Origin of the sequence: Acuticoccus sediminis (assembly GCF_003258595.1) — a bacterium.
GTDB classification, from domain to species: Bacteria; Pseudomonadota; Alphaproteobacteria; order Rhizobiales; family Amorphaceae; genus Acuticoccus; species Acuticoccus sediminis.
Genome location: NZ_QHHQ01000004.1, coordinates 593,188 through 617,325 on the forward strand (window position 1 = coordinate 593,188; position 24,138 = coordinate 617,325).

A 24,138-nucleotide genomic window follows, 5' to 3' on the forward strand; every position below is an offset into this window, starting at 1 on the left:
CCCTCCGCAGCTTTCCAGCACGGGGCGGCGCACTTCGGGTTGGAATGTATGTACATTTGGCGGATCGATCGCGTGATACGGCCGCTCCTGCTGTTGACTTTCCGGGCTCGATCGAGGGAAATCACCGGGCGTTCAGCGATATGATGCGGCTTTCCGCATCGCCTGACGCGCGACGTAAATGTACGAACATTTCGGCCGAGGTGCATGCCCGACGAAGCCGCCAGACCCGCCGGCGCGCCCCTCTACAAACAGGTCGAGGGCCTGCTGCGGGCGCAGATCGAGGCCGGGAAACACCCCGTCGGCACGGCGCTGCCGCCGGAACAGGACCTCGCCGCCTCCCTGCACGTCAGCCGCGCGACCGTCCGCAGCGCCATCCGCGTCCTCGCGGAGGACGGCCTCGTCAAGCCGACGCCCGGTGTCGGCACGCTCGTCGTGCGCAGCCGCACCCCGGCACGCAACTCCACCCTGCTGGGGCTGACTGAAGACCCCCGCCTCACCGGGCTGCCGTCCCGCGCGCGCACTCTCGTCGCCGAGCTCTGCACCCCGACCGCGGCGGTGCGCGACACGCTGGCGCTGCGCGACGGGGAGCGCGTCCTGCACCTCCTTCGCCTCAGGGACCTCGCCGGCGCGCCCTTCACCGTCATCCGCTCCTACGTGCCGGAGTGGGTCGGGCTGACCCCGAAGGACGACTTCAGCGGCGCGATCTACGACCTCATCGAGCGCTCGCGGAAACTCCACATCACCCACGGACACGACACCGTGGCCGCCCGCCTCGCCACCGCCGAGGAGACCGACGTGCTCGAGATCGCCCCGGCCACGCCCGTCCTCACCATCCGCCGCACCTCCTACGTGGAGCCGAACCGGCCGGTCGAATACGCCGAGGCGGCCCTGCGCAGCGACCTGTACGAGTACAACGTCACCCTCACGCGAGCCGGCCGATGACGCCGCCCGCCTCGTCCTGCCGTGCCCGGCGAGGCGCGGGGCCGTGAGCGACGCGCCAACGATGTACCGGCCCGCGCCATGACACCGCGCGCCGCTTCGGACCGCCCGGTCCAAGGCGGCCTTCCACGACCCTCCGTTCCCGACCTTCCGACCCAAGGACATCGCCCCATGCGCCACGACGCAGAAACAGGACCCGGCGGCACCCGCCGCCCCCCCGGGCAGCCGCCCGTCTGCGATCCTGTCACGCTGGAGATCGTGCGCGGCGCCATCTCCGCCGCGCAGAGCGAGATGGAGGCGCTGATCGAGCGGACTGCCATCTCCGCCTTCATCCGCGAGAAGAAGGACTTCTATACCGCGCTCTTCGACGCCGACGGCGTGATGGCGGTCGGCTCCAAGGTGCCGATCTTCGGCGACCTCACCGGGCCGGTCTTCGCCTCCTTCCCCAGGGAGACGATGCGGCCGGGCGACATCTACTGGTACAACGACTGCTACGGCTCGCGGGGCGCCGTCTCCCACTCCAACGACCAGGTGCTGCTGGCGCCGGTCTTCCGCGACGGCGCGCTGACCGCCTTCGTCATGTCCTGGGCGCACTTTGCCGACATCGGCGGCCTCCGCGCCGGGTCGATCAGCCCGGACGCGACGGAGATCTTCCAGGAAGGCATAATCGTGCCGCCGACGAAGCTCGTCGACGAAGGCCGCACCAACGAGGCCACCCTCGCCATCTTCCACCGCAACTCCCGCTTTCCCGACCAGAGCGTCGGCGACATGAGCGCGCTCGTCGCCAGCGTCGGGCTCGGCGTGACGCGCGTCGGCGAGATCGCCGAGCGCTTCGGCCGCGAGGTGTTCGCCGACGCCCTCGCCCAGCTCCTCCAGCGCACACGTACGCTGGTCCGCCAGCGCCTCGCCGAGACCTTCGACTACGGCACGCACCGCTTCACCGACGCCATCGACACCGACGGCCACGGCAACGGCCCCTTCAGGATGCGCTTCGCCCTCACCCGCGAGCGCGGCGCGGACGGCGAGGACCGGTTCATCTTCGACGCCACCGAGAGCGACGACCAGGCGGCCGGGCCGGTGAACCTCATCATGAACCCCGGCGTGCCCGGCGCCGCGCTCGGCCTCTACTATCTCGGCGGCGATCCGGCGCAGGTCTGCAACGCCGGCGGCCCCCTCGCCATCGACGAGGTGCGGCTGCGCGAGGGATCCATCGTCCAGCCCAAATGGCCCGCGCCGCTCGGCCTGCGCGGGCTCACGATGATGCGCATGCTCTCCGCCCTCAACGGTCTCGTGAACGTCGCCGGCGGCGGCGCGCCGGCGGCCCAGTCGGCCTACGTCGTCGCGATGATCCGCGGCACCGCGGCGAACGAGGACGGCACGCTCTCTCCCTACCTGCTGTCGGACGGCATCGGCGTCGGCTACGGCGCGCGGCCGACCGCCGACGGCATCGACGCGGTCTACTTCGTCGCGCAGGAGAACTACCCGATCGAGTTCCTCGAGCTCGGCTACCCGGTGCGCATGCGCTCCTACGGCATTGCCGTCGACTCCGGCGGACCGGGGCGCTACCGCGGCGGCTGCGGCATCGTGCGCGAGTACGAGATCCTCGCCGAGACCGCCATGCTGTCGATCCGCATCGACAGCGTGAAGAACCCGCCGTGGGGCTATGCCGGCGGCATGTCCGGCGGGCCGGGCCGCGTCGTCGTCAACCCGGGAACGCCGGCCGAGCGCGAGCTCGCGCCCCTTTCCGACGGCAACGCCATCAAGAAGGGCGAGATCCTGCGCATCGAGACCGGCGGCGGCGGCGGCTACGGCCATCCCTTCGACCGCCCGGAGGCGGACGTCCTCGAGGACGTGCTCGGCGGCTTCGTCACGGCGGAGGCGGCGGCGCGGCACTACGGCGTCGTCGTCGCGGACGGCACCCTCGACGCCGCCGCGACCGCGGCCCGCCGCGCCGAACGCCCTGCCGTCGCAGCCTTCCACCGCAATGAGTATGTCGATGTCCTCGTCTAGCCCGGGCCTCTCCGTCGCCGTCGATATCGGCGGCACCTTCACCGACGTCGCGCTGGTGGACCACGCGACCGGCGCCAAGTGGCGCGCGAAGACGCCGAGCGTCCCCGCCGACCCGTCCGAGGCCTTCCTCACCGGCATCCGCCTCGCCCTCGCCGACGCCGGTCGCGAGGCGCCGGCGCTGACGCAGGTGCTGCACGGTACCACCGTCGCCACCAACATGATCCTGGAGGACAAGGGTGCGAAGACGGCCCTCGTCACGACGCGCGGCTTCCGCCACGTCCTCGCCATCGGCCGCCAGGACATTCCCCGCTCCGCCAACCTCTACACCTGGGTGAAGCCCCGCCGGCCCGTGCCGCCGTCGCGCATCGTGGAGGTGGACGAGCGCATCCTCGCCGGTGGCGCGGTCGGCACGCCGCTCGACGAGGAGAGCGTTCGCGCCGCCGCCCGCGCGCTCGCGGCGATGGACGTCGCGGCCGTCGCCGTCTGCCTCATCCACGCCTTCGCCAACCCCGCCCACGAGCGCCGCACCGCGGAAATCCTCGCCGAGGCGCTGCCCGGCGTCGCCGTCACCACCTCGACCGACGTCCTGCCGGAGGTGCGCGAGTACGAGCGCTCGCTGACGACCGTCCTGAACGCCACCGTCATGCCGGGGATCACCACCTATGTCGGCCGGCTCGAGGAGCGGCTCAAGAGCGAGGGGATCGCCGCGCCCCTGCTGCTGATGCAGTCGAACGGCGGCGTCGCCGGCGCCGAGGCGATCCGCAAGGCGCCTGCGCTGACCGCCCTCTCCGGCCCGGCGGCCGGCGTCGTCGGCGCCGCTGCGGACGCGGCCGCCTGCGGCATCTCCGACATCATCACCGTCGACATCGGCGGCACCAGCGCCGACATCTGCCTCATCGAGGACGGCCGCGTCGGCCTCACCCAGAAGGGGTCGGTCGGCACCTGGCCGCTGCCGCTGCCGATGGTCGACATGGTGACGATCGGCGCCGGCGGCGGCTCGCTCGCCAAGGTCGAGCGGTCCACCCTCTCCGTCGGCCCCGAGAGCGCGGGTGCGATGCCCGGCCCCGCCGCCTACGGCCGCGGCGGCACCCAGCCCACCGTGACGGACGCGCACGTCGTCCTCGGCCACCTCCCCGCCCGCCTCCTCGGCGGCAAGATGGCGCTCGACGTCGAGGCCGCCCGCCGCGCCGTCGCCGAGCACGTCGCCGGGCCGCTCGGCCTCGACCTGACGACGGCGGCGCGCGGCATCCTCGCCATCGCCGACAACCACATGGTCGGCGCGGTGCGCGTCGTCTCCGTCGAGCGCGGGCACGACCCGCGCGACTTCACGCTGGTGCCGTTCGGCGGCGCGGGACCGCTGCACGGCTGCGCCCTCGCCGAACTCCTCGGCATCAGCCGGGTGATGATCCCGACCGCGCCCGGCGTCCTGTGCGCGGACGGCCTCCTCGCCGCCGACCTCAAGGCGGAGTTCAGCCGCACCCTGCCGAAGGCCGGCGCGGTCGAGGTCGGGACCGCCGGGAGCATCCTCGCCGAACTGAAGGCCCGCGCCGCCGCCTGGTTCGACGCGGAGGGCGTCGCCGACGCCGACCGCCGGACCGCGTCCGTCGCGCTGCTGCGCTACCACGGCCAGGGCAACGAGCTTCCCATCCCCTGGGACGCCACGCGCGAGGCGGTGGAGGCGCGCTTCGCCGAGCGCCACAAGGCCCTCTACGGCTTCGCCCTGACGGCCCCCATCGAGCTCGTCACCCTGCGCATCGAGGCGACCGGGACCGCCCCCGAGCCGACGCGCAATCCGCTCCCCGAAGGCGGCGCGCCGACCGCGACCGAGACCGTTGCGGTCCACTTCGCCGGCGGCGCGCGCGACGTGCCGGTCTACGACCGCGCCACCTTCGGCGCGGGCACGAGCTTCGACGGGCCCGCCATCGTCAGCCAGTTCGACACCACCACCCTCGTCCCGCCCGGCTGGAGCGGGCGCGTCCACGCCTCCGGCGCGATCCTCCTCACGAAAGAGCCCGCATGAGCACCGAACAGCCCCCCATCGACGGCGTCTTCGCCCACATCGACGCCAACCGCGACAGCTTCATCGCCCGGCTGATGGACTACGTCCGCCACCCGTCGATCAGCGCGCAGAACAAGGGGATCCGCGAGGTCTCCGAACTGCTGGTCGAGATGCTCGCCGGCCTCGGCATGGAGGTCGAGGCGGTTCCGACGAATAACCACCCGATGGTCCTCGGGCGCCGCGGCTCCGACCCGTCCAAGCCCACCGTCCTCCTCTACGGCCACTACGACGTCCAGCCGCCCGAGCCCTACGAGGAGTGGCTGAGCCCGCCCTTCGAGCCCACCATCCGCGACGGGCGGATCTACGCCCGCGGCGTCGGCGACAACAAGGGCCAGCACTTCGCCCAGCTCCTCGCCATCGAGTCCCATCTCGCGGTCAACGGAACGCTGCCCTGCAACGTGATCGTCCTGCTGGAGGGCGAGGAGGAGATTGGCAGCCCGCACATCGCCGAGTTCGTCGCCGAGCACGCCGCGCGGCTCAAGGCCGACCTCGTCGTCACCTCCGACGGTCCGCTCCACCCCTCGGGTGCGCCGATGGTCGTCTTCGGCGTGCGCGGCATGGCGAGCTTCGACCTCGTCGCCAGGACCGCGGGCAACGACGCCCACTCCGGCAACCACGGCGGACTGATGCCGAACGCCATCTGGACGCTGGTGCACCTCCTCGCCACCATGAAGCGCCCGGACGGGACGATCACCATCGACGGCCTCCACGACCCGGTCCTTCTCGTCTCCGAGCAGGAGCGGGCCGCGGCGGCCGCCCTGCCGCTGGACGTCGAGGGCTACAAGCGGGACATGGGCCTCACCGCCCTCGACCAGCCGGACGACCGGCCCTTCTACGAGCGGCTGATGTTCTACCCGACGCTCACCATCAACGGCCTCCACGGCGGCTACGGCGGCGAGGGCTCCAAGTCCGTCCTCCCGTGCGAGGCGACGGCCAAGTGCGACATCCGCCTCGTCGAGGCGATGACCCCGGATCAGGTCCTCGACGCCGTCGAGGCGCATGTGAAGCGCCACGCCCCCACCGTCCGGATGATCCGGCGCGGCGGGATGCTGCCGTCGAAGACGCCGATGGATTCGCCTTTCACCGCCCCGCTCGTCGACGCGGTCGTGGCCGCGCGCGGCGTGGAGCCGCTGCTCGTCCCGAGCCTCGGCGGAAGCCTCCCCGACTACGTCTTCACCAAGACGCTCGGCATCCCCGCCTTCGTCATCCCCTACGCCAACGCCGACGAATCCAACCACGCCCCCAACGAGAACCTGAAGATCGACCTCTTCATCGCCGGAATCCGGACCGGAGCGGCCCTGCTGGACCAGCTCGGGCGCATGTCGCGCTGACGGACCTGACCGGCGGCGTCCCTGCGGCGGCAACGCCGCGGGGCGCTCCGGTTCCACCAGGGAACAGGCTGAGGCACCGCCTTGCGTGGTTTCGGGAGGGGGTAGGCTTTGCGGGATCGGGGATTGGGACGGAGGATGCTGGGAGGGTTCGGGGTCGGCGGGCGGCGCGCCTGCTCAGTCCGGGAGCTGCTCCAGGGCGGCGTCCCGGGCGTTGGTCACGTAGTGGCGCACGCTGCGGACCGCCGCCTCCGGGTCGCCCGCCTCTACCGCCGCGACGATCGCCTCGATCTCCCCGAGGCTCGTCTCCACGCGCCCGGGCTTGGACATCGACGTCATCCTCAGCCAGCTGATGCGCGCGTTCACGTGGTCCAGGATGTCGTCGAAGATCTCGTGGTCCAGCGCGTGCACGATGTGCTTGTTGAAGCGCACCATCACGGCGACCAGCCCCGGGAGGTCCATGCGTCCGGCGGCCTCGGTCAGCTCGCCGAAGATCGCCCTGAGACCGGCCCTCTGCTCCGGCGTCGCCCGTGCCGCGAACGCCTCGATCAGGCGTTCCTCCAGCATGCCGCGCAGCTCGTAGATCTGCGCCGCCTGCTTGCGGTTGAGTACCGCCACCGTCGGCCCCCGCTTCGGCCCCATGTCGATGAGTCGCTCGGCCTCCAGCCGGCGGATCACCTCGCGGATCGAGGCGCGGCTGACCCCGAGCGCCTCGCACAGCTCCCGCTCGATCAGCCGCGTGCCGGGGCGCAGCTGGCCGTTGATGATCGCGTCGCGCAGCCGTTCGAACGCCTTCTCCCGCACCAGCGTCGGCGGGCCGACGGCGTCCAGCGCGTCGGCGACACGCACCTCGAGAACGCCCGCGTCGGTTCCGGTGTCGTCCTTCATGGATCGATTGCCACCACGATGTTGCCGATCGTCCGGCCCCCCTCCATCTCTTCGTGCGCCGCGGCGACCGCGCCCATGGAGTGCACCGAGGCGACATGGGGGACGAGGCGCCCGTCGTGCAGCAGGGCGGCAATCAGCCGCCCGCCCTCGCGCCGGACCTCGGGCGGCATCTTCCCGCCCTGCACAAAATGAAGCGTCACACCCTTCAAGGCAAACGCATAGTAGTCCAGCTCCGGCGTCCGGTTGCTGGTCGACGAGTAGGACGCGACGCGCCCGTTCTCGGCCACCGCCGCCGCGTCCACTCGCAGGTTCGCGCCGAAGTCGACGTCGACGACGAGGTCCGCGCCGCGCCCCGCCGTCACGGCTGCGACCGCGGCGGCGACGTCGTCGCTGCGGTAGTCGAGCACGTGGTGCGCGCCCGCCTCCCGCGCGATGGCGGCCTTCTCGGCCGAGCTGACGGTCGCGATCACCGTCGCGCCGCCGTAGCGGGCGAGCTCCACCGCGCAGCGCCCGACGCAGCCGGCGCCGCCGTGGATCAGCACCGTGCGGCCGGCGACCGGGCCGGCGTGCAGCACCGCGAAGTAGGCGGTGAAGGCGGGGATGCCGACCGAGGCACCCTGCTCCCAGCTCAGCGTCGCCGGCAGGGGGAAGGCGTTGTCGGCGCTCGCGACGGCGTACCGGGCGCAGGTCCCGTCCTTCGGCCCGACGCCGACCAGGAAGACGCGTTGCCCGATGCGGGTCTCGCAGACGCCCTCGCCGACCGCCACCACCGTGCCCGCCCCGTCGCTGTGCGGGATGACGCCGCCCCCGGGGAGCGGCACGCCTAGCCAGCCGGAGCGCTTCTTGGTGTCGTGCGGGTTGACGCCGGACGCCCGCATCTCGACGAGGAGCTCGCCGTGGCCGGGCGCAGGGACGGGGACGTCCTCGAGCCGCAGGGTCTCGCCGGCGGGACCGAAGGCGGTGTAGCGCACCGCCGTCATTCGCGCGGGGAGCGCCGGGTTCCGGCCGCCCATCAGGCCGTCTCCGGGCCCAGCCGCGAGATGGCGAGCGCCACCGCCTGCGCCCGCGGCACGACGGTGTCGATCTCGAGGTACTCGTCCGGCCCGTGGGCGTGGCCGCCGACCGGGCCGATGGCGCAAATTGTGGGCACGCCCTGCGCCGCCGTGAACCCGGAATCGGCGCAGGAGAGCGTGAACTCGCCGTCGAGCGCGATGCCGAGATCGCCCGCCGCCGCCCGGTAGTGCCGGAAAAGCGCGTCGCCCGCTTCGGTGGGCGCGACCGGCAGGTACTCGCCACGGATGGTGATCTCGCCGCGGGTGCCGTCGATCACCTGGGTGGTCGCGATCTCCTCGACGGCGGCCACCAGGTCGTCGCGGTCCTGCGGCGTCCTGTACCTGAGGTCGATCTCGCACCGCGCGTACGGCGCGACGGAGTTGACCGACTGGCCGCCGGAGACGAGGCCGACGTTGATCTGCATGTTGCGGTCGGCGAAGCGCTGGTTCATCGCGAACCAGCGGCCGATCTTGTCGGCGATCTCGGCGATCGCGCTGCGGCCGAGGTGGAAGCTGTTGCCCGAGTGCGCCGCCTTGCCGAACACCTCGGCGACGAAGAAGACGCCGCCGCGCCGGCCGGTGACGACGTTGCCGCTCATGCGCCCCGGCTCGGCGTTGAAGACCGCCCGCGCCCGCTTCGCCTCCGCCTCGATGATCGGGCGGGAGTGGAAGGTGGCGATCTCCTCGTCGCCCGTAAACAGCGCGGCGACGGGACCGGGCGCCCCGCCGAGCTCGGCAAAGGCGGCCAGGATGAAGGCGTTCTGCACCAGTCCCGCCTTCATGTCGCATACGCCGGGGCCGTACGCGCGTCCGTCCCTGGTCGAATAGGGCCGCTTCGCCACCTCGCCCTTGCCGAACACCGTGTCGCGGTGACCCATCAACAGGATCTCCCGTCCCGGCGCGTCCTTGTGGGTCACCGCGCGGATCGCGTCGCCACGCTCGGCGAGCGGGATCCACTCGCATTCGATGCCGCGCGCCTCGAGCCAGTCGGCCAGGACGCGACCGACCGCGTCGACGCCTTCCTTGTCGTAGCTGCCGCTGTCGATGTTCACGAGAGTCTCGGTCAGGGCCAGCATTTCCGGGCCTTTTTCCTCGAACCACTTCGCCAGTCGCTGTTCCTGTTCGGTCAGTGCCACGGCTCCGAAACCCTCGCGCTCAATCTTTGTGCAAGACCCAAATTGACACCAAATTGCGCACCCGTCAGTATTTTTATCAGACTGTCTGACAAAAAGGATCTGGCAATGGCCACGGTCGCGGTGATCGACGAGGTGAATGCAGCGAACGTGCGGCGGCACGTGGAGACGATCGTCACCGAGATACCGCACCGCGCCGCCGGCTCGGCGAACGGCAAGCGCATGGCCGAATACAGCTGCGCCGCGATGAAGGAGGCGGGCGTCGCCGACACCCGCGTCCACGAGCTGCCCGCCATCGTCAGCTTCCCCGAGCATGCCGACTTCGCCGTCAGGTCGCCGGCGCAGATCTCCATCCAGGCCAACACGCTCGGCCACAGCACCCTGACGATGCCCGAGGGGATCACCGGCGACCTCGTCTACGTCGGCTCCGGCGCCTTCGCCGACTACGAAGGCAAGGACGTTCGCGGCAAGATCATCCTGACCGAGCTCTCCTATTCGCCCGCCCGGCACGAGAAGCAGCGCATCGCCGCGCTCATGGGCGCCATCGGCTGCGTCATGATGAACTGGGGCCATCCGGAGAACGAGGCGGTCCCGTTCGGCTCGGTGAAGCCCGTCTGGGGCAACCCGACGCCGGAGAACTACGACACCGAGATGGCGACGCTGCCCTGCATCGGCATCTCGCGCGCCGCCGGGCTGAAGCTGAAGGACATGTGCGCCGAGGGACCGGTGCGCGTATGGCTGAAGACGCACGTCGAGAACGGCTGGCGCCCGGTGCAGATCACCGTCGGCGAGATCGCCCTCGACGAGAGCCCGGAGCCGGGCGACTTCGTCCTCGTCGGCGGCCACCAGGATTCCTGGCCGGGCGAGGCGGCGACCGACAACGCCGCGGGCAACGCGTGCATGATCGAGCTCGCCCGCGTCTTCAACCAGCACCGGGGCGAATTACGCCGCGGCCTCGTCTTCGGCTTCTGGACCGCGCACGAGACCGGCACCATGGCCGGCTCCTCGTGGTTCGCCGACCGCAACTGGGACAAGCTGCGCGACCACGCCGTCACCTACTTCCAGATCGACCAGCCAGCCTGCGTCGGCACCACCCGCTGGGCCACCGCCTCCAACGCGGAGCTGAAGAGCTTCCACGAGCGCATCGAGAAGCAGCTCCTCGGCGGTCGGGAATACTACTGGAAGCGCGCCGCCAAGAGCGGCGATTCCTCCTTCTTCGGCCTCGGCATCCCGATGTTCCACGGCCAGGGCGCGTTCACCGAGCAGGAGCTGAAGGACACCGCCCTCGCCACGCTCGGCTGGTGGCACCACTCCATCGAGAACAAGCTCGACAAGCTCGACTGGGACTGGATGCAGGTCCACCTGCAGGTCTACGCGGCGTACCTCTGGGAGCTGTGCACCGCGCCGGTGCTGCCGTTCGCCTACCGCCCGGTCGCCGACCAGATCCTCGCCCGCCTGGACGAGCTTGCCGCCGCGGGCGAGCCGGTGGGCCTCGCCAGCGTCGCGGCGAAGGCGAAGGAGTTCGCCGCCGCCACCGACCGGCTCGACGCCCTCGCCGAGAGCTGGCGGGCGAAGTTCGCCGCCGGCGACGGCGACGAGGACGCCGCGCGCGCCCTCAACGGCGCGTTCAAGAAGCTCTCGCACATGCTGGTGACGCTCCAGAGCAGCGCCAAGGGCACCTACGGCCAGGACACCTACGGCTACACGCCCCAGACGACGATGATCCCGTGCCTTTACGATATCCCCCAGCTCGGCAAACTGCCCGACGGGGAGGAACGCTGGATGCTGGAGACCAAGCTGGTACGCGACCGCAACCGCGTCGCCGACACGATCGCCGACGCGCTCGCCGTCATCGGCGACGCCGAACGCACGCTGGTCTGAGGCGGACGGGGATGGGCCAGCCGCACACCATCCTCTACCAGCTCGTCGCGCCGATGGAGGTGACGGCGGGGCCCGAGGAGATCGAACGCCGCCGCGCCTTCCTGGAACGCTACGCGGCAGCCGGAACGGCCATCGAGGTGCGCTCGGTCGCGAGGGGCACCGCCGGCATCGAGTGCCACTACGACGCGGCGCTCGTCGTGCCCTACCTCCTCGAGAGCATCGAGGCGGCCCGGACCCGGAACTCGGCCGACGCCGTCATCGTCGGCTGCTTCTCCGATCCCGGCCTCGACGCGGTGCGCGAGCGCCTCCCGGTGCCGGTCGTCGGCCCGGGCGAGGCGGCGATGGCCCTCGCGATCCAGCTCGGCGACCGCTTCTCGGTGATCTCTCCCGGCTCCGCCAATCCGGCCCGCATCCGCGCCCGCGTCCGCCACATCGGCCTCACCGAGCGGTACGTGTCGTGCCGCGGCATGGGGCTGAGGGTGCCGGACCTTGCGAGCCGCGCGCCGGGCGCGCTGGAGCGGATCGAGGCGACCGCCATCGCCTGCCTCGAGGACGGCGCGGACGTCCTCGTCCTCGGCTGCATGAGCATGGCCTTCCTCGGCCTGACCGACGAGCTGCAGGCGCGGCTCGGCGTACCGGTCGTCAATCCCGTCGTCGCCGGCCTCAAGACGGCCGAGGCGATGCTGTCCCACCGCATCACACCAAGCCGCCGGACCTGGCCGCAGCCGCCCGACAAGCCGCTGCTCGACCGCGCGACCCGCAGACAAACCACAACGACACCGTGAGGGGTAATCGGCAATGAAGACATCCCTGTTGAGGAGCGTGGCGCTCGCCGCGACGCTCATGGCGGCCCTGCCGGCGGGAGCGCAGGCACAGGACAAGCCGTCCGAGATCGTCTGGGGCGATACGCTGCCCAAGGGCCTCGACCCCCACGTCGTCTATGACGTGCCGATGCAGTTCATCCTGCTCAACAACTACGACGGCCTGTTCCGCTACGTCGGCAACCCGCCGGAGCTGCAGCCCTGGCTCGCCGAGGGCTACGAGGTCAGCGACGACGCCCTCACCTGGACGATCACGCTCAAGCCGGACGTCACCTTCCATGACGGCAGCGCGCTGACCGCCGACGACGTCGTCTACTCCTTCAAGCGCCTTCTGGAGATGGGCCAGGGTCCGTCCGGCGCGTTCAAGCCGGTGCTGAAGCCCGACAACGTCACCAAGGTCGACGACCTGACGGTGCAGTTCGTGCTCGACAAGCCGTACACGCCATTCCTCGCCGCGCTCCCGCTCGTCGCGATCGTCAACGAAGATCTCGTCAAGGAGCACGAGAAGGACGGCGACTGGGGCGCGGAATGGCTCGCCTCCAACGAGGCCGGCTCGGGCGCCTACTCGATCGACCCCTCCACGTATCGTCCGCAGGAGAACGTGGACATGATGCGCTTCGAGGATCACTTCTACGGCTGGGACGACAACGCGAACCCGGTCGACATCGTGCGCGCCGCGCCGGTGAAGGAGACCTCGACCCGCGTCCTCGCCCTGATCCGCGGCGACATCGACGCCACCGACTCCTACCTGCCGACCGACCAGGTCGAGCGCGTCGAGAAGGCGGACGGCGTCCACGTGGCGCAGGACGAGTCCATGCGCGTCATGCTGATCCGCATGAACAACCAGCGCCCGCCGTTCGACAACAAGAACTTCCGCAAGTGCGTCAGCCACGCCTTCAACTATGATGGCTTCATCTCGATCATCCTGAAGGACTACGCGATCCGCAACGCGGGGCCGATCCCCAACAACCTGTGGGGCGCGCCGGCCGATCTCGAGCCGTACAGCTACGACATCGAGAAGGCGAAGGAGTTCTGCGACGCCGCCCGCGCCGAGGGGGCCGACCTCGACCGGCCGATGGAGATCCAGATCCAGTCGGCGCTCGACCAGACCACGCAGTCCGCGCAGCTCCTGCAGGCGGGCTTCCAGGAGCTCGGCCTGACGCTGAACCTCGTCCCCTCGACCTGGGCGCAGCTCACCACCGACGCCGCCTCCGTCGAGACGACGCCTGACATGTGGGTCCACTGGGTCTCGACCTACTTCGTCGACCCCGAGAACTGGATCGGCCAGATGTACGACAGCCAGTTCCACGGCACCTGGAAGGCCTCGTCCTGGTACCAGAACGACAAGGTGGACGAGCTCCTGCGCGAGGCCCGCGCCGAGACCGACCAGTCCAAGCGCGCCACGCTCTACGAGGAGGCGTCCCGCATCGTCGTGGAGGATGCCGCCGACGTGTGGATCTACAACACCGTCCAGCTCCGCGGCCTCAGCGACAAGGTGCAGGGCTACAAGTTCTCCCCCGTCGGCTCGGGCGGCGACATCCGCTGGATCTCGATCGAGGACTGAGCTGGCGCTCGGATCGCACGTCCCGGCCGGTCACCGGCGGGGACGCCCATGACGGGCGCGCCGCCCCTTCCCGGCCGGCGCGCCTCGCCTGTTGTCGGATCCGCCGCGCCGCGGCGGCGCCATTCGGTGGGCGGCCGGGCCGCCACGAACCGGAGACGGTCATGTTTCGCTTCGTCCTTCGACGCATCCTCCTGATGGTGCCGGTCCTCTTCGGCCTGCTGCTCCTCACCTTCGTGATGCTGCAGATGGTGCCCGGCGACCCCGCCGCGACGCTGGCCGGCGAGAACGCCACGCCGGAGCAGATCGCCGAGATCCGCCAGAAGTTCGGCTTCGACGACCCGATCGTCGTCCAGTTCGGCCGCTACCTGGGGCAGATCGCGCAAGGCGACTTCGGCGTCTCGGCCTACTCGCGCCGGCCGGTCGGGGACGACATCGTGCTGCGCCTTCCGGCCACCCTCGAGCTGACCCTCGTGGCGCTCGGCATCGCCGCCGTCGGCGGCATCCTCGTCGGCACGCTGGCGGCGGTGTGGCACAACTCGCCGTTCGACCACGGGGTGCGCATCCTCTCCGTCGCGGGTCTCGCGGTCGCCTCGTTCTGGTTCGCGATCATGCTGCAGATGCTGTTCGCGATGGAGCTCGACTGGCTGCCGCTGCGCGGCCGCCTTCCCACCGGCCTCGCCGCTCCGCCGGACGTCACCGGCCTCTACCTCGTCGACTCGCTGGTCGCCGGCCAGTTCGGGACCTTCTGGCAGGCGCTGCAGCACCTCATCCTGCCCGCCTTCACGCTCTCCCTCGGCGGCCTCGCGACCATCGCCCGCTTCACCCGCTCGTCCATCATCGAAACCATGCAGCGCGACTTCGTCACCTACGAGGAGGCGGTCGGCTACCCCAAGAGGCGCATCATCCTGCCCTACGTCCTGCGCAACTCGCTGGTCTCGCCGGTGACGCAGATCGGCCTCCTCTTCGGCCAGCTCATCGCCGGCGCGGTCGTCGTGGAATCGATCTTCGACTGGCCCGGCCTCGGCTCCTACCTCGTCGAGGCGATCTTCACCTCCGACTACAAGGCGATCCTCGCCGTGACGCTGGTCGTCGGGGTCATCTACGCGGCGGTGAACATCGTCGTGGACCTGATCCACGGCATCATCGACCCGCGCGTCGCGGACCAGATGTAACGCGATGCTGGTCCTCAGGAAGCTCCTGCGCGACGTGCCGGCGGTGATCGGCCTCGTCATCATCCTCACCATCGTCCTGTCGGCGATCTTCGCCTGGCAGATCGCGCCCGACCCGGACGGCGTGTTCCGCGCCAACATCCTCGCCCGCCTCCAGCCGCCGAGCTGGGAGCACCCGTTCGGCACCGACAATCTGGGCCGTGACGTCCTCAGCCGCGTCATCGTCGGCAGCCGCACCGCGCTCACCATCGCGATCGGCGTCGTCGTCGTCTCGATGCTGATCGGCATCCCCCTCGGCCTCTACGCGGGCTACGTGTCGGGCTGGGTGTCGGAGGTGATCATGCGCCTCACGGACATCTTCCTCGCCGTGCCGCAGCTGATCCTCGCGCTCGCCGTGGCGCAGATCCTGTCGCGGGGGATCGAGAGCGCGATGCTGGCGCTCGCCCTCACCTACTGGCCCTTCTTCACCCGCACCGTCTATTCCGAGACGCGGCGGCTGCGCTCCTCCCTCTTCATCGAGGCGATGGAGGGGCTCGGCGCGAGCCGGCTGCGGATCATCGTGATGCACATCCTGCCCAACGTCGCGGCGCCGATCATCGTGCGCGCCACCATCGGCATGGGCTTCACGATCCTCACCGCGGCGACGCTCGGCTTCCTCGGCATCGGCGCGACGCCGCCGTCGCCGGACTGGGGCCTCGCCATCGCCGAGAGCCGGCAGTACCTGCCCGAAAGCTGGTGGTTCGCGACCTTCCCGGGCCTTGCGATCCTCCTCACGGTGCTCGGCTTCAACCTCTTCGGCGACGGCCTCAGGGACCTCGTCGACCCGCGCCTGAGGCGCTCGCGATGACCGCCGCCGCGCTCACCGTCGAGGGCCTCAAGATCTCCGTCCCGACCGACGAGGGCCGGGCAAGGATCCTCGACTACGTCGACTTCGAGCTGCCGCGCGGCCACGTCCTCGGGATCGCCGGCGAATCGGGGTGCGGCAAGTCCACCCTGATCAAGACGATCCTCGGCATCCTGCCGCGGCAGGCAGTCGTTGACAGCGGCAGCGTCTGGTTCCGCGGCAAGGACCTCCTGACCCTGCCGCGCAGGGAGATGCGCCGGCAGATCCGCGGCAGCGGCATCGGCTTCGTCCCGCAGGACCCGTACCTGGCGCTCAACCCGGTCTTCAAGGTCGGCAAGCAGCTCATGGAAATCCTGATGTGGAACGGGATGCCGGGCGAGGCGCCGGACGGGCGGATGACCCACGCCAGGCAGAAGCGCTACCGGGCCCACCTCGTCTCCCTGCTGCGCCAGGTCCAGGTGCCGGACCCGGAGGACGCGCTGGAGCGCTATCCGCACCAGTTCTCCGGCGGCCAGCGCCAGCGCCTGCTGATCGCCGCCGCGCTCGCCTCGCAGCCCGAGCTGATCCTCGCCGACGAGCCGACCACCGCGCTCGACGTGACGACGCAGATGCAGATCCTCAAGCTCCTCAAGGAGCTGGTGGAGAAGTTCCAGGCCTCGATGCTGTTCGTCACGCACGACTTCGGCGTGCTGGCGCAGATCTGCGACTCGGTGTCGGTGATGTACGCGGGGCAGACGATCGAGTCCGGCCGCGCCTCCAGCGTCATCGGCGCGCCGCTGCACCCCTACTCGCGGCGCCTGATCGGCTGCCATCCGGAGCGCTCGGAGGACATCGCCGGGATCCCGGGGCAGGTCCCCTCGCCGCTCGACCCGCCCGGCGGGTGCCGCTTCAACCCGCGCTGCGACTTCGCGAGGCCCGCCTGCTCCGCCGAGAGGCCGCCGCTGCGCCAGCCCGAGGCGGGCGAGAACCGCGTCGCCTGTGTCCTTTATGAGTGATCGTCCCGCCATGCGCGAACCCGTCCTTCAGCTCAGCCGCATCGTGACCGAGTTCCGCGGCACGAAGCGGTTCCTCGCGCCGGCGCCGCCGCCGATCGTCGCCGTCAACGACGTGAGCCTCGAGGTGAACGAGGGCGAGGTGCTGGGCCTCGTCGGCGAATCGGGCTGCGGCAAGTCCACGCTCGCCAAGACGATCCTCGGCCTTTACCGGGAGAAGTCCGGCGACATCCTGCTCAACGGCAAGGAGGTCTCCGGCGTCGAGCCGCGCCGCGCGCGCCGGCTGCGCAGCGACATCCAGTACGTCCACCAGGACCCCGGCGCGGCGCTCGACCCGTGGTGGCGCGTCGGAGGAATCCTGCACGAGTCGCTGCGCATCAACGGCATGACGGACCGCGGCGAGCGCGACCGGCTGATCGACGAGATGCTGGAGGCGGTCGGCCTCGCGCCGTCCTTCAAGCGGCGCTACCCGCATGAGCTCTCCGGCGGCCAGCAGCGCCGCGTGGGCCTTGCGAGGACGCTCATCCTGCGGCCGCGGCTCATCATCCTCGACGAGCCGACGTCGGGGCTCGACCTGTCGGTGCAGGCGACGGTGCTGCGGCTGATGCGCGACATCCGCGAGCAGTTCGGGCTGACGTACATCTTCATCAGCCACGACCTTTCCGTGGTGGAGCGCATGTGCGACCGGGTCGCCATCATGTACCTCGGCCGCATCGTCGAGCTCGGCACCACCGGGGAGGTCTTCGCCCGGCCGCGACACCCGTACACCCACGCCCTCCTGGAGGCGGCTCCCTCGCTCGAACCCGGTCAGCTCGACCGCGCGAAGATGATCGAAGGCGACCCGCCGAGCGTGCGCAAGGTGCCCGCCGGGTGCGCCTTCCACACCCGCTGCGACTACTCCGAGGCGGCGTGTGTCGAGGCCGTGCCGCCGCTGGAGGAGACCGACGGTCACCTCGTGCGGTGCATCCGCTGGCCCGAGCTGCGCGCCCGCCTCGCCACGGCCTGACCCGGATCGGCGTTACGCGGGCGCCTGAAGCGGCGCCCGTCCGGTGGCCGCGCCGCCGTCGAAATCGGTGTGGTGGCAGGCCGCGGACTGGGCGCCCTTGAGCTCCAGCGCCGGCTCGACGCGCCTGCATAGATCGTCGGCCCGCGGGCAGCGGGTGTGGAACCGGCAGCCCGGCGGCAGGCGGCTCGCATCCGGCGGCTCCCCCTCCAGCCAGAACGTCTCCGTCACGCGCCGCCCGCCGATCCGCGGGACGGCGTCGAGCAGCGAGCGCGTGTAGGGGTGCTGCGGGCGGTGGAAGATGTCGGCCGTCTCGCCGATCTCGACGATGCGGCCGAGGTACATCACGGCCACGCGGTGACACATCATCTGCACTACGGAAAGGTCGTGGCTGATGAAGATGTACGTGAGGTCGAACGTGTCCCGAAGCTCACGGAAGAGGTTGAGGACCGTCGCCTGAACAGAGACGTCGAGCCCCGATGTCGGCTCGTCGAGGATCACCACGCGCGGGTTCAGCATCAGCACCCGGGCGAGCCCGACGCGGCGCTGCTGGCCGCCGGAGATCTCGTGCGGGTAGAGGTCGAGGTGGCCGGCGGGCAGGCCGACGGCCGCGAGGATCTCCTCCACCTTGGCGATGCGGGCCCTGGCGGAGAGGTCGGTGTGGACGATGAGCGGCTCCTGCAGCGACCGGCCGATGGTCCAGCGCGGATCCAGCGAGGCGCCGGGATCCTGGTAGGCATACTGAAGGTGGCGCCGGACGCCGCGCGCGGCGCGGGGCGAGAGGCCGGCGATCTGCTCCCCCTCGAACCAGATCTCGCCCGCATCCGGCTGCTCGATCCCCATGATCGTCTTGCCGAGCGTGGACTTGCCGCAGCCCGACTCGCCGACGAGGCCGAGGATCTCCCCCGGTCGCAGGTCGAAGGTGACGTCGTCGAGCGCGCGGATCTCGCCGACGCGCCGGCCGAAGAGGCCCCGGACCGGGAACCAGCGGCGCAGCTTCTCGACGCGCAGGATGGAGGGCGCCGCGCTCATGCCGCCGCTCCCAGCGGCTGCACGGGGTGATAGCAGCGCACCCCGTGCCGGTCGGGATCGCCCGTGACGCCGGGGCGCACGGTCCGGCACTCCGCCGTCGCCCGCTCGCAGCGCGGGTGGAAGCGGCAGCCCGCCGGCGCGTCGGTCAGCGACGGCACGGTGCCGGGGATGCCCGATACCGACCCGTCCTCGGACGGAAGGCTGGCGAGGAGCGCGTTGGTGTAGGGGTGCGCCGGGCGGGCGAAGAACTCGTCGATGGGGGCGGCCTCCACGTCCTGCCCGGCGTACATCACCGTGATCGCGTCGCAGATCTCGTAGGCCGAGCCGAGGTCGTGCGTCGTCAGCATGACCGCGACGCCGTTGTCGTTGGCGAGGCGCCGCAGCAGGCCGAGGATCTGCGCCTGAATGGTCACGTCGAGCGCGGTCGTCGGCTCGTCGGCGATGATGAGGTCCGGCTCCGGCAGCAGCGCCATCGCGATCATCAGCCGCTGGCGCTGCCCGCCGGACACCTCGTGCGGGAACTTCTTCAGCAGCCTGTCCGGCTGGGGCAGCTGCACCTGCTCCAGCACCTCCATGAGCCGCGCGCGGTCGGCCTTGCGGCGACGTCGCGGATACGGCGCGAACAGCGGGAAGCGGACCGGGCCGGCCTTGCGCCGCGGCGACTTGAACTTCATCAGGTCCATGATCTGGTCGCCGATCCGGAACAGCGGATTGAGGCTCGAGAACGGGTCCTGCGGCACGAAAGTGACCGCCCGGCCGCGCAGGTCCGCGCTCGCCCCCGGCGACAGCATGTCGACGCCCCGGAAACTGATCCCGCCGCCGCGGATGCGGGTGGAATGCGCCGGCAGGACGCCCAGGATCGCCCGGGCGAGCGTGGTCTTGCCGCAGCCCGATTCGCCGACGACGCCCATGATCTGCCCCGGCCCGATGGAAAGGTTCACCCCGTCGAGGACGTGCGCGAAGCTGCGGTCGCCGGCAAAGCCCAGCGAGAGGTCGGTGACCGAGAGCAGGCTCATTTGACCCCTCCGCGCCGGAACTTCGGGTCGAGGATGTCGCGCAGCCCGTCGCCGAGCAGGTTGAAGCCCATGACGACGACGAAGATCGCGAGGCCGGGCGCCGTCGCGTACCACCACGCGTCGGGCAGGAACTCGCGCGATTCCGAGATCATGCGGCCCCACTCCGGCGTCGGCGGCGGCGCCCCGAGGCCGAGGAAGCCGAGCGCGGCGGCGGTCAGGATCGTCGCCCCCATGCCGATGGAAGTGCGCACGATGATCGCCGAGGCGATGTTGGGCAGGATGTGCAGGACGGCGATGCGCAGGTCCGACGCCCCCATCGCCGACGCCGCCTCGATGAACACCTCGTTCTTGACCGAGCGCGTCTCCGCGTAGACGAGGCGCGCCCAGAACGGCCAGTAGGTGATCGACAGCGCCAGGATGACGTTCTCGATCGACGGCCCGAGGGTCTGCGCGATGGCGATGGCGAGGACGATCTGCGGCACCGCAAGGAAGATGTCCGACACGCGCATCAGGAGGTCGGAGAACCAGTTGCGGTAGTAGCCCGCGAGGAGGCCGATGGGCACGCCGATGACGACCGCCGTCCCGACCGCGACCACGGCGATGGTGATCGTGATGCGCGCCCCGAAGAGGATGCGCGAGTAGATGTCCGCGCCCATCCGGTCCGTGCCGAAGAGGTGGGAAAGGGACGGCGCCTCAAGCCGCTCGGTCAGGTGGAAGGCCCACACGTCCTCGGGATGGGTAGCGAGGATCGGCGCCAGGATCGCGGCGAGGACCAGGAGGGCGATGAGGACCGCGCCGCCGGCGGCCGCGCGGTCGGCCATCAGGCGCCGGCCGAAATCGAGCGCTCCGCGGATCATCGCGTGCTCCTCGGGTCGATGAAGGTGTGCAGGATGTCGACGGCGAGGTTGGCGAGGATGAACACGACGCCGACGACGAGGGTGAAGCCCATGATCGCCGCGTGGTCGTTCTGCAGGATCGACTGGACCGCGTAGGCGCCGAGGCCCGGCCAGTCGAACACCGCCTCGACGACGACGGCGCTCGAGAACAGCACGCCGAAGATCAGCCCGATCTGCGTCACGGTGGAGACGAGCGCGTTGCGCAGCACGTACTTCCAGGTGATCAGCGCCTCCGGCATCCCCATCGCCCGCTCGTAGAGGACGAAGTTGGAGTTGATCACCTCGAGGACGCCCGAGCGCGTGAAGCGCAGGATGGTCGCCGCGGCGGGGAGCGCCAGCGTGATCGCCGGCAGGATCAGGTGGGCGAGCGCCGAGCGCAGCGATTCCCAGTCACGCGTGATGAGCGCGTCGATCACCATGAAGTCGGTGATCTCGTCCGGCCCGAAGCCGGACATGCGGCCGTTGAGCGGCGTCCACCCGAGGCGGGTGGAGAAGATCATCTGCAGCTCCATCGCCAGCCAGAAGCTCGCCACCGCGAGGCCGGCGACCGAGAGCACGCGCAGGAGGTGGTCGATCCACGTGTTGCGCCTGAAGGCGGAGATCACGCCCATCGGGATGCCGATGGCGATCGCCAGGATGATCGCCGCGAAGGTCAGCTCCAGCGTCGCCGGCAGGCGGTGGGCGAGATCGTCGGAGATCTGCCGGCGGGTATAGAGGCTGCGGCCCATGTCGCCCTGCGCGAGGTCGACGAAGTAGCGGTAGAGCTGGACCGTGAGGGGCTTGTCGTAGCCGAGCTCGACGCGGAGCGCCTCCACCTGCTCGGGCGTCGCATTCTCGCCGGCGATCACGCGCACCGGGTCGGTCGGCACGACGTGGCTGATCACGAAGACGATGACGACGAGCCCGACGAGGGTGGGCACGAACCAGGCGATCCGGCTGAGGACGATTTCGAGGCGACGCATGGGGGGCCCCTTTCGCGCAGGTCATGGCCGCGGCCGCGTCCCCGCGGCGCCGGCCGCGAGGACGGACCACGGGGACGGGAGACGTCAGTCGGCCGGGTAGGCCCAGCGCATGTCCTGCCCGTTGCCGATCGGGCAGAAGCGGATGCCGGCGACGCTCGTCGCGTAGGGACCGAACCACTTGGTGTTGTAGATCCAGATGCCGGCCGCATCGTCGTAGATCTGCTTCGTGGCGGCCTGGTAGAGCGGCGCGCGCTCGGCCTGGTCTGTCAGGGTGAGAGCCTTGTTCAGCTTCTCGTCGACCTCGGGCACGGAGTAGCCCGACACGTTGCGGATCGGGATGTAGCGCGAGCCGTAGAGCTCACCGACCCAGTTGTTGGGGTCGGCGTAGTAGGTCGATTTCCAGTACGGCACCATGTCGTACATCTCCTCAGGATTCTGCATCCGCGAGTTGACGACCGGCCAGGGCGCGGACTCGATCTCGATCGTGAGGCCGAGCTGCCGGCCCGCGTTCTGCAGGAGGGCGGCCGCCTGCTCGGTCTCGGAGAAGCCGGCGAGCGTGCCGATCTTCAGCGTGCGCATGTCGCCCTTGACCTTGCTGAGGTACTCCTTCGCCTTCTCGAGGTCGTAGTCGTAGCCCTCGACGTCCGGCGCACCCCACATCGGGTTGGGGATGATCGTCGGGTTGCGCACCACCGAGCCCTGCAGGATCTCGTTGATGAAGCCGTCGTAGTCGAACGCGTGCGCCAGGGCCTTGCGCATGTTGATGTCGTCGAGCGGCGGGCGGCGGTTGTTGATCGCGAAGTGGAAGACGCGCATCGACTCCTGCTCGATGATCTGCACGTCGTCGTCCCGCCGGAGGCGCGCGATCTGGTCCGGCGCGAGGTAGCCGTCGAGACCCTGGTACTCGCCGCTCATCAGCCCCTGCACGCGGGTGTTGGTCTCCACCACGGTCCGGAACTCGATCTCGTCGTAGTACTTGTCGCCCCAGCCGGCGAAGTGGTCCTCGAACCGGTCGGCGGAGAAGCCGATGGCGGGGTCGTAGCGGTCCAGCATATAGGAGCCGGTGCCCGCCTCGTGATCGATCAGGTAGGCCTGACCCCAGTCGCCGTCGACCTCGTTCTCCTGCACCAGGTCCTTGTTGACGACGTAGATGTCCGCCACCAGCGCGCCGAAGATGGCGGAGGGCTCCTTGAGGGTGAACTGGACGGTCGTGTCGTCCAGCGCCTTGGCGGTGCCCGGGTCCATCATCGGCAGGAAGAGCGTGCCGGCGCCGCGCTTCACGGCGAGCATCCGCTCCATGGAGTAGACGACGTCCTCGGCCGTCATCGTCGAGCCATCATGGAACTTCACGTCATCGCGCAGGGTGAAGGTCCAGGTGAGGCCGTCGTCGGAGACCTCGTGGCTCGTCGCGATCCAGGGGATGAGCTGGGGCGGATTGTCCACCCAGCGATAGAGCCCGTCGTAGAGATTGAGGCGTGTGGCAACGCGCGCCACGTCGAACACCGTATGCGGGTCCAGGGTGTCGTAGGCCGAGTTGTTGGCGTGAACGTACTTCTCGGCGTGACCGACCGTCGGGGCGGCGGCCGTGAGCGCAGCGACGAGGGCCGCTCCGATCCATCTCTTCATCGGCAACTCCTTAATCTCAGCGGTCAGAGGGAGGCGGTGTTGGCGTGACGCACGATGTCGGCGTGCGTCGCGAACCACACGTCGGCGTGGCCGCGGATGTGGTCGACGAGCGTGTCGAGGATCCACATACGGGAGCGGTAGCCGATCATGTGCGGGTGCATGGTGAGCTGGAAGAGGCCGCCTTCCTCGTAGGCAGCATCGAACTCACGACGGAAGATGTCGAAGACGGCGTCCGGCGGCGTGTAGGGACGCAGGCCCTGGAAGCGCGCCATCGCGAAGTAGACCGCGTCGTCGCGGATCCACTCCACCGGAAGCTCGGTGACGCCGGTGGGTACGCCGTCCAGCATCAGCTCGTAGCAGTCGACGTCCGCCATCAGCGAGGAATCGTAGAGGAGGCCCATCTCCTTCGTGATGGCGAGCGTGTTGGGGCTGAAGTCCCACGAGGGGGTGCGGATGCCGACCGGGCGCACGCCTGTCACCGCCTCCAGCGTGTCGGCGGCGCGCATCTGGAGGTCGCGCTCGGCCTCCAGCGGCAGGACCGAGTTGCGCTCGTGGATCCAGCCGTGGATGCCGACCTCGTGGCCGCCGTCGACGAAGCCCTTCACCTCGTCCGGATAGAGGAGCGCCACCACCGCCGGAACGTAGAACGAGGCGGGCACGCCGTGGCGCCTCAGGAGCGACAGGATACGCGGGATGCCCTGGCGGCTGCCGTACTGTCCCTGGCTCATGCGGCCGATGGAATGGCCGCCGTCGCGCAGCTCGTTGGTCTCGTGGTCGACGTCGAAGGACAGCGCCACGGCGCAGCGCGCCCCGCCCGGCCACGTCTCGGGACGCAGGGTCCGGCCGGCCCGCACCCGGCCGACGATCCGGCGCCACTGCTCTTCGGGCCACTGCCAGGGTTCGAGGTCGGGGGCGCGGTCCAT

General features: G+C 70.3%; 20 protein-coding genes. 11 read left to right on the plus strand and 9 right to left on the minus strand.

Annotated features, from left to right (window positions below):
• Positions 1-204 precede the first annotated feature (204 nt).
• From DLJ53_RS20835 to DLJ53_RS20850, 4 genes are all read left to right on the plus strand, one after another.
• The gene (locus tag DLJ53_RS20835) at positions 205-942 is read left to right on the plus strand and encodes a GntR family transcriptional regulator (protein WP_111348769.1); all 738 of its coding nucleotides are present in this window, start codon (positions 205-207) and stop codon (positions 940-942) included.
• Positions 943-1,110: 168 nt separating this feature from the next.
• Positions 1,111-2,949: a hydantoinase B/oxoprolinase family protein gene (locus tag DLJ53_RS20840; RefSeq protein ID WP_111348771.1), complete on the plus strand. Its 1,839-nt coding sequence runs from the start codon at positions 1,111-1,113 to the stop codon at positions 2,947-2,949.
• Positions 2,936-4,969 (plus strand): hydantoinase/oxoprolinase family protein, encoded by a 2,034-nt coding sequence (locus DLJ53_RS20845; RefSeq protein ID WP_211100634.1) that lies wholly within the window; start codon positions 2,936-2,938, stop codon positions 4,967-4,969. Before DLJ53_RS20840 ends, DLJ53_RS20845 begins: the two co-directional genes overlap by 14 nt.
• Positions 4,966-6,339, plus strand: a complete 1,374-nt coding sequence (locus DLJ53_RS20850) for a M20/M25/M40 family metallo-hydrolase (protein ID WP_111348774.1) — start codon at positions 4,966-4,968, stop codon at positions 6,337-6,339. The genes DLJ53_RS20845 and DLJ53_RS20850 overlap by 4 nt, the downstream gene beginning before the upstream one ends.
• Before the next feature lie 174 nt (positions 6,340-6,513).
• On the opposite strand, the gene DLJ53_RS20855 is transcribed toward DLJ53_RS20850, so the two are convergent.
• From DLJ53_RS20855 to DLJ53_RS20865, 3 genes are read right to left on the minus strand one after another with little or no spacing between them, the layout of a single operon-like run.
• Entirely contained in the window at positions 6,514-7,224 is a 711-nt protein-coding gene (locus DLJ53_RS20855) for a GntR family transcriptional regulator (RefSeq protein ID WP_111348776.1), read from the minus strand.
• Positions 7,221-8,237, minus strand: a complete 1,017-nt coding sequence (locus DLJ53_RS20860; protein WP_111348778.1) for an NADPH:quinone reductase — start codon at positions 8,235-8,237, stop codon at positions 7,221-7,223. The genes DLJ53_RS20855 and DLJ53_RS20860 overlap by 4 nt, the downstream gene beginning before the upstream one ends.
• On the minus strand, positions 8,237-9,406 hold the full coding sequence (locus DLJ53_RS20865; RefSeq protein WP_244935128.1) for a M20 family metallopeptidase: 1,170 nt from the start codon (positions 9,404-9,406) through the stop codon (positions 8,237-8,239). Before DLJ53_RS20865 ends, DLJ53_RS20860 begins: the two co-directional genes overlap by 1 nt.
• A gap of 111 nt (positions 9,407-9,517) precedes the next feature.
• On the opposite strand from DLJ53_RS20865, the gene DLJ53_RS20870 reads away from it, so the two are divergent.
• From DLJ53_RS20870 to DLJ53_RS20900, 7 genes are all read left to right on the plus strand, one after another.
• Complete coding sequence (locus tag DLJ53_RS20870) at positions 9,518-11,290, plus strand: M28 family peptidase (RefSeq protein ID WP_111348782.1); 1,773 nt, start codon at positions 9,518-9,520, stop codon at positions 11,288-11,290.
• A gap of 11 nt (positions 11,291-11,301) precedes the next feature.
• The gene (locus DLJ53_RS20875; RefSeq protein ID WP_111348784.1) at positions 11,302-12,075 is read left to right on the plus strand and encodes an aspartate/glutamate racemase family protein; all 774 of its coding nucleotides are present in this window, start codon (positions 11,302-11,304) and stop codon (positions 12,073-12,075) included.
• A gap of 13 nt (positions 12,076-12,088) precedes the next feature.
• A complete protein-coding gene (locus DLJ53_RS20880) occupies positions 12,089-13,675 on the plus strand; it encodes an ABC transporter substrate-binding protein (protein WP_111348785.1) in 1,587 nt (528 codons plus the stop codon).
• Between the two features lie 161 nt (positions 13,676-13,836).
• Positions 13,837-14,847 (plus strand): ABC transporter permease, encoded by a 1,011-nt coding sequence (locus tag DLJ53_RS20885; RefSeq protein WP_111348787.1) that lies wholly within the window; start codon positions 13,837-13,839, stop codon positions 14,845-14,847.
• Positions 14,848-14,851: 4 nt separating this feature from the next.
• Positions 14,852-15,691: an ABC transporter permease gene (locus DLJ53_RS20890; protein ID WP_111348789.1), complete on the plus strand. Its 840-nt coding sequence runs from the start codon at positions 14,852-14,854 to the stop codon at positions 15,689-15,691.
• Positions 15,688-16,683 (plus strand): ABC transporter ATP-binding protein, encoded by a 996-nt coding sequence (locus DLJ53_RS20895; protein WP_111348791.1) that lies wholly within the window; start codon positions 15,688-15,690, stop codon positions 16,681-16,683. Before DLJ53_RS20890 ends, DLJ53_RS20895 begins: the two co-directional genes overlap by 4 nt.
• Positions 16,684-16,693: 10 nt before the next feature.
• Positions 16,694-17,686, plus strand: a complete 993-nt coding sequence (locus DLJ53_RS20900; protein ID WP_162409437.1) for an ABC transporter ATP-binding protein — start codon at positions 16,694-16,696, stop codon at positions 17,684-17,686.
• A 12-nt stretch (positions 17,687-17,698) separates the two neighbouring features.
• Here the strand turns inward: DLJ53_RS20900 and DLJ53_RS20905 are convergent, their stop codons facing one another.
• From DLJ53_RS20905 to DLJ53_RS20930, 6 genes are all read right to left on the minus strand, one after another.
• The gene (locus DLJ53_RS20905; RefSeq protein WP_111348795.1) at positions 17,699-18,715 is read right to left on the minus strand and encodes an ABC transporter ATP-binding protein; all 1,017 of its coding nucleotides are present in this window, start codon (positions 18,713-18,715) and stop codon (positions 17,699-17,701) included.
• A complete protein-coding gene (locus tag DLJ53_RS20910) occupies positions 18,712-19,731 on the minus strand; it encodes an ABC transporter ATP-binding protein (protein ID WP_111348797.1) in 1,020 nt (339 codons plus the stop codon). The genes DLJ53_RS20905 and DLJ53_RS20910 overlap by 4 nt, the downstream gene beginning before the upstream one ends.
• On the minus strand, positions 19,728-20,588 hold the full coding sequence (locus tag DLJ53_RS20915; RefSeq protein WP_111348799.1) for an ABC transporter permease: 861 nt from the start codon (positions 20,586-20,588) through the stop codon (positions 19,728-19,730). Before DLJ53_RS20915 ends, DLJ53_RS20910 begins: the two co-directional genes overlap by 4 nt.
• Complete coding sequence (locus tag DLJ53_RS20920) at positions 20,585-21,589, minus strand: ABC transporter permease (RefSeq protein WP_111348800.1); 1,005 nt, start codon at positions 21,587-21,589, stop codon at positions 20,585-20,587. Before DLJ53_RS20920 ends, DLJ53_RS20915 begins: the two co-directional genes overlap by 4 nt.
• 84 nt (positions 21,590-21,673) lie before the next feature.
• Positions 21,674-23,215 (minus strand): ABC transporter substrate-binding protein, encoded by a 1,542-nt coding sequence (locus DLJ53_RS20925; RefSeq protein ID WP_111348802.1) that lies wholly within the window; start codon positions 23,213-23,215, stop codon positions 21,674-21,676.
• A 23-nt stretch (positions 23,216-23,238) separates the two neighbouring features.
• Entirely contained in the window at positions 23,239-24,138 is a 900-nt protein-coding gene (locus DLJ53_RS20930) for a polysaccharide deacetylase family protein (protein WP_111348803.1), read from the minus strand.

Excerpts from the sequence above, each read along its gene's own strand:
- DLJ53_RS20835 (WP_111348769.1), top strand. The coding sequence starts at position 205 with ATGCCCGACGAAGCCGCCAGACCCGCCGGCGCGCCCCTCTACAAACAG.
- DLJ53_RS20840 (WP_111348771.1), top strand. The coding sequence starts at position 1,111 with ATGCGCCACGACGCAGAAACAGGACCCGGCGGCACCCGCCGCCCCCCC.
- DLJ53_RS20845 (WP_211100634.1), top strand. The coding sequence starts at position 2,936 with ATGTCCTCGTCTAGCCCGGGCCTCTCCGTCGCCGTCGATATCGGCGGC.
- DLJ53_RS20850 (WP_111348774.1), top strand. The coding sequence starts at position 4,966 with ATGAGCACCGAACAGCCCCCCATCGACGGCGTCTTCGCCCACATCGAC.
- DLJ53_RS20855 (WP_111348776.1), bottom strand. The coding sequence starts at position 7,224 with ATGAAGGACGACACCGGAACCGACGCGGGCGTTCTCGAGGTGCGTGTC.
- DLJ53_RS20860 (WP_111348778.1), bottom strand. The coding sequence starts at position 8,237 with ATGGGCGGCCGGAACCCGGCGCTCCCCGCGCGAATGACGGCGGTGCGC.
- DLJ53_RS20870 (WP_111348782.1), top strand. The coding sequence starts at position 9,518 with ATGGCCACGGTCGCGGTGATCGACGAGGTGAATGCAGCGAACGTGCGG.
- DLJ53_RS20875 (WP_111348784.1), top strand. The coding sequence starts at position 11,302 with ATGGGCCAGCCGCACACCATCCTCTACCAGCTCGTCGCGCCGATGGAG.
- DLJ53_RS20880 (WP_111348785.1), top strand. The coding sequence starts at position 12,089 with ATGAAGACATCCCTGTTGAGGAGCGTGGCGCTCGCCGCGACGCTCATG.
- DLJ53_RS20885 (WP_111348787.1), top strand. The coding sequence starts at position 13,837 with ATGTTTCGCTTCGTCCTTCGACGCATCCTCCTGATGGTGCCGGTCCTC.
- DLJ53_RS20890 (WP_111348789.1), top strand. The coding sequence starts at position 14,852 with ATGCTGGTCCTCAGGAAGCTCCTGCGCGACGTGCCGGCGGTGATCGGC.
- DLJ53_RS20895 (WP_111348791.1), top strand. The coding sequence starts at position 15,688 with ATGACCGCCGCCGCGCTCACCGTCGAGGGCCTCAAGATCTCCGTCCCG.
- DLJ53_RS20900 (WP_162409437.1), top strand. The coding sequence starts at position 16,694 with ATGCGCGAACCCGTCCTTCAGCTCAGCCGCATCGTGACCGAGTTCCGC.
- DLJ53_RS20905 (WP_111348795.1), bottom strand. The coding sequence starts at position 18,715 with ATGAGCGCGGCGCCCTCCATCCTGCGCGTCGAGAAGCTGCGCCGCTGG.
- DLJ53_RS20910 (WP_111348797.1), bottom strand. The coding sequence starts at position 19,731 with ATGAGCCTGCTCTCGGTCACCGACCTCTCGCTGGGCTTTGCCGGCGAC.
- DLJ53_RS20915 (WP_111348799.1), bottom strand. The coding sequence starts at position 20,588 with ATGATCCGCGGAGCGCTCGATTTCGGCCGGCGCCTGATGGCCGACCGC.
- DLJ53_RS20920 (WP_111348800.1), bottom strand. The coding sequence starts at position 21,589 with ATGCGTCGCCTCGAAATCGTCCTCAGCCGGATCGCCTGGTTCGTGCCC.
- DLJ53_RS20925 (WP_111348802.1), bottom strand. The coding sequence starts at position 23,215 with ATGAAGAGATGGATCGGAGCGGCCCTCGTCGCTGCGCTCACGGCCGCC.
- DLJ53_RS20930 (WP_111348803.1), bottom strand. The coding sequence starts at position 24,138 with ATGGACCGCGCCCCCGACCTCGAACCCTGGCAGTGGCCCGAAGAGCAG.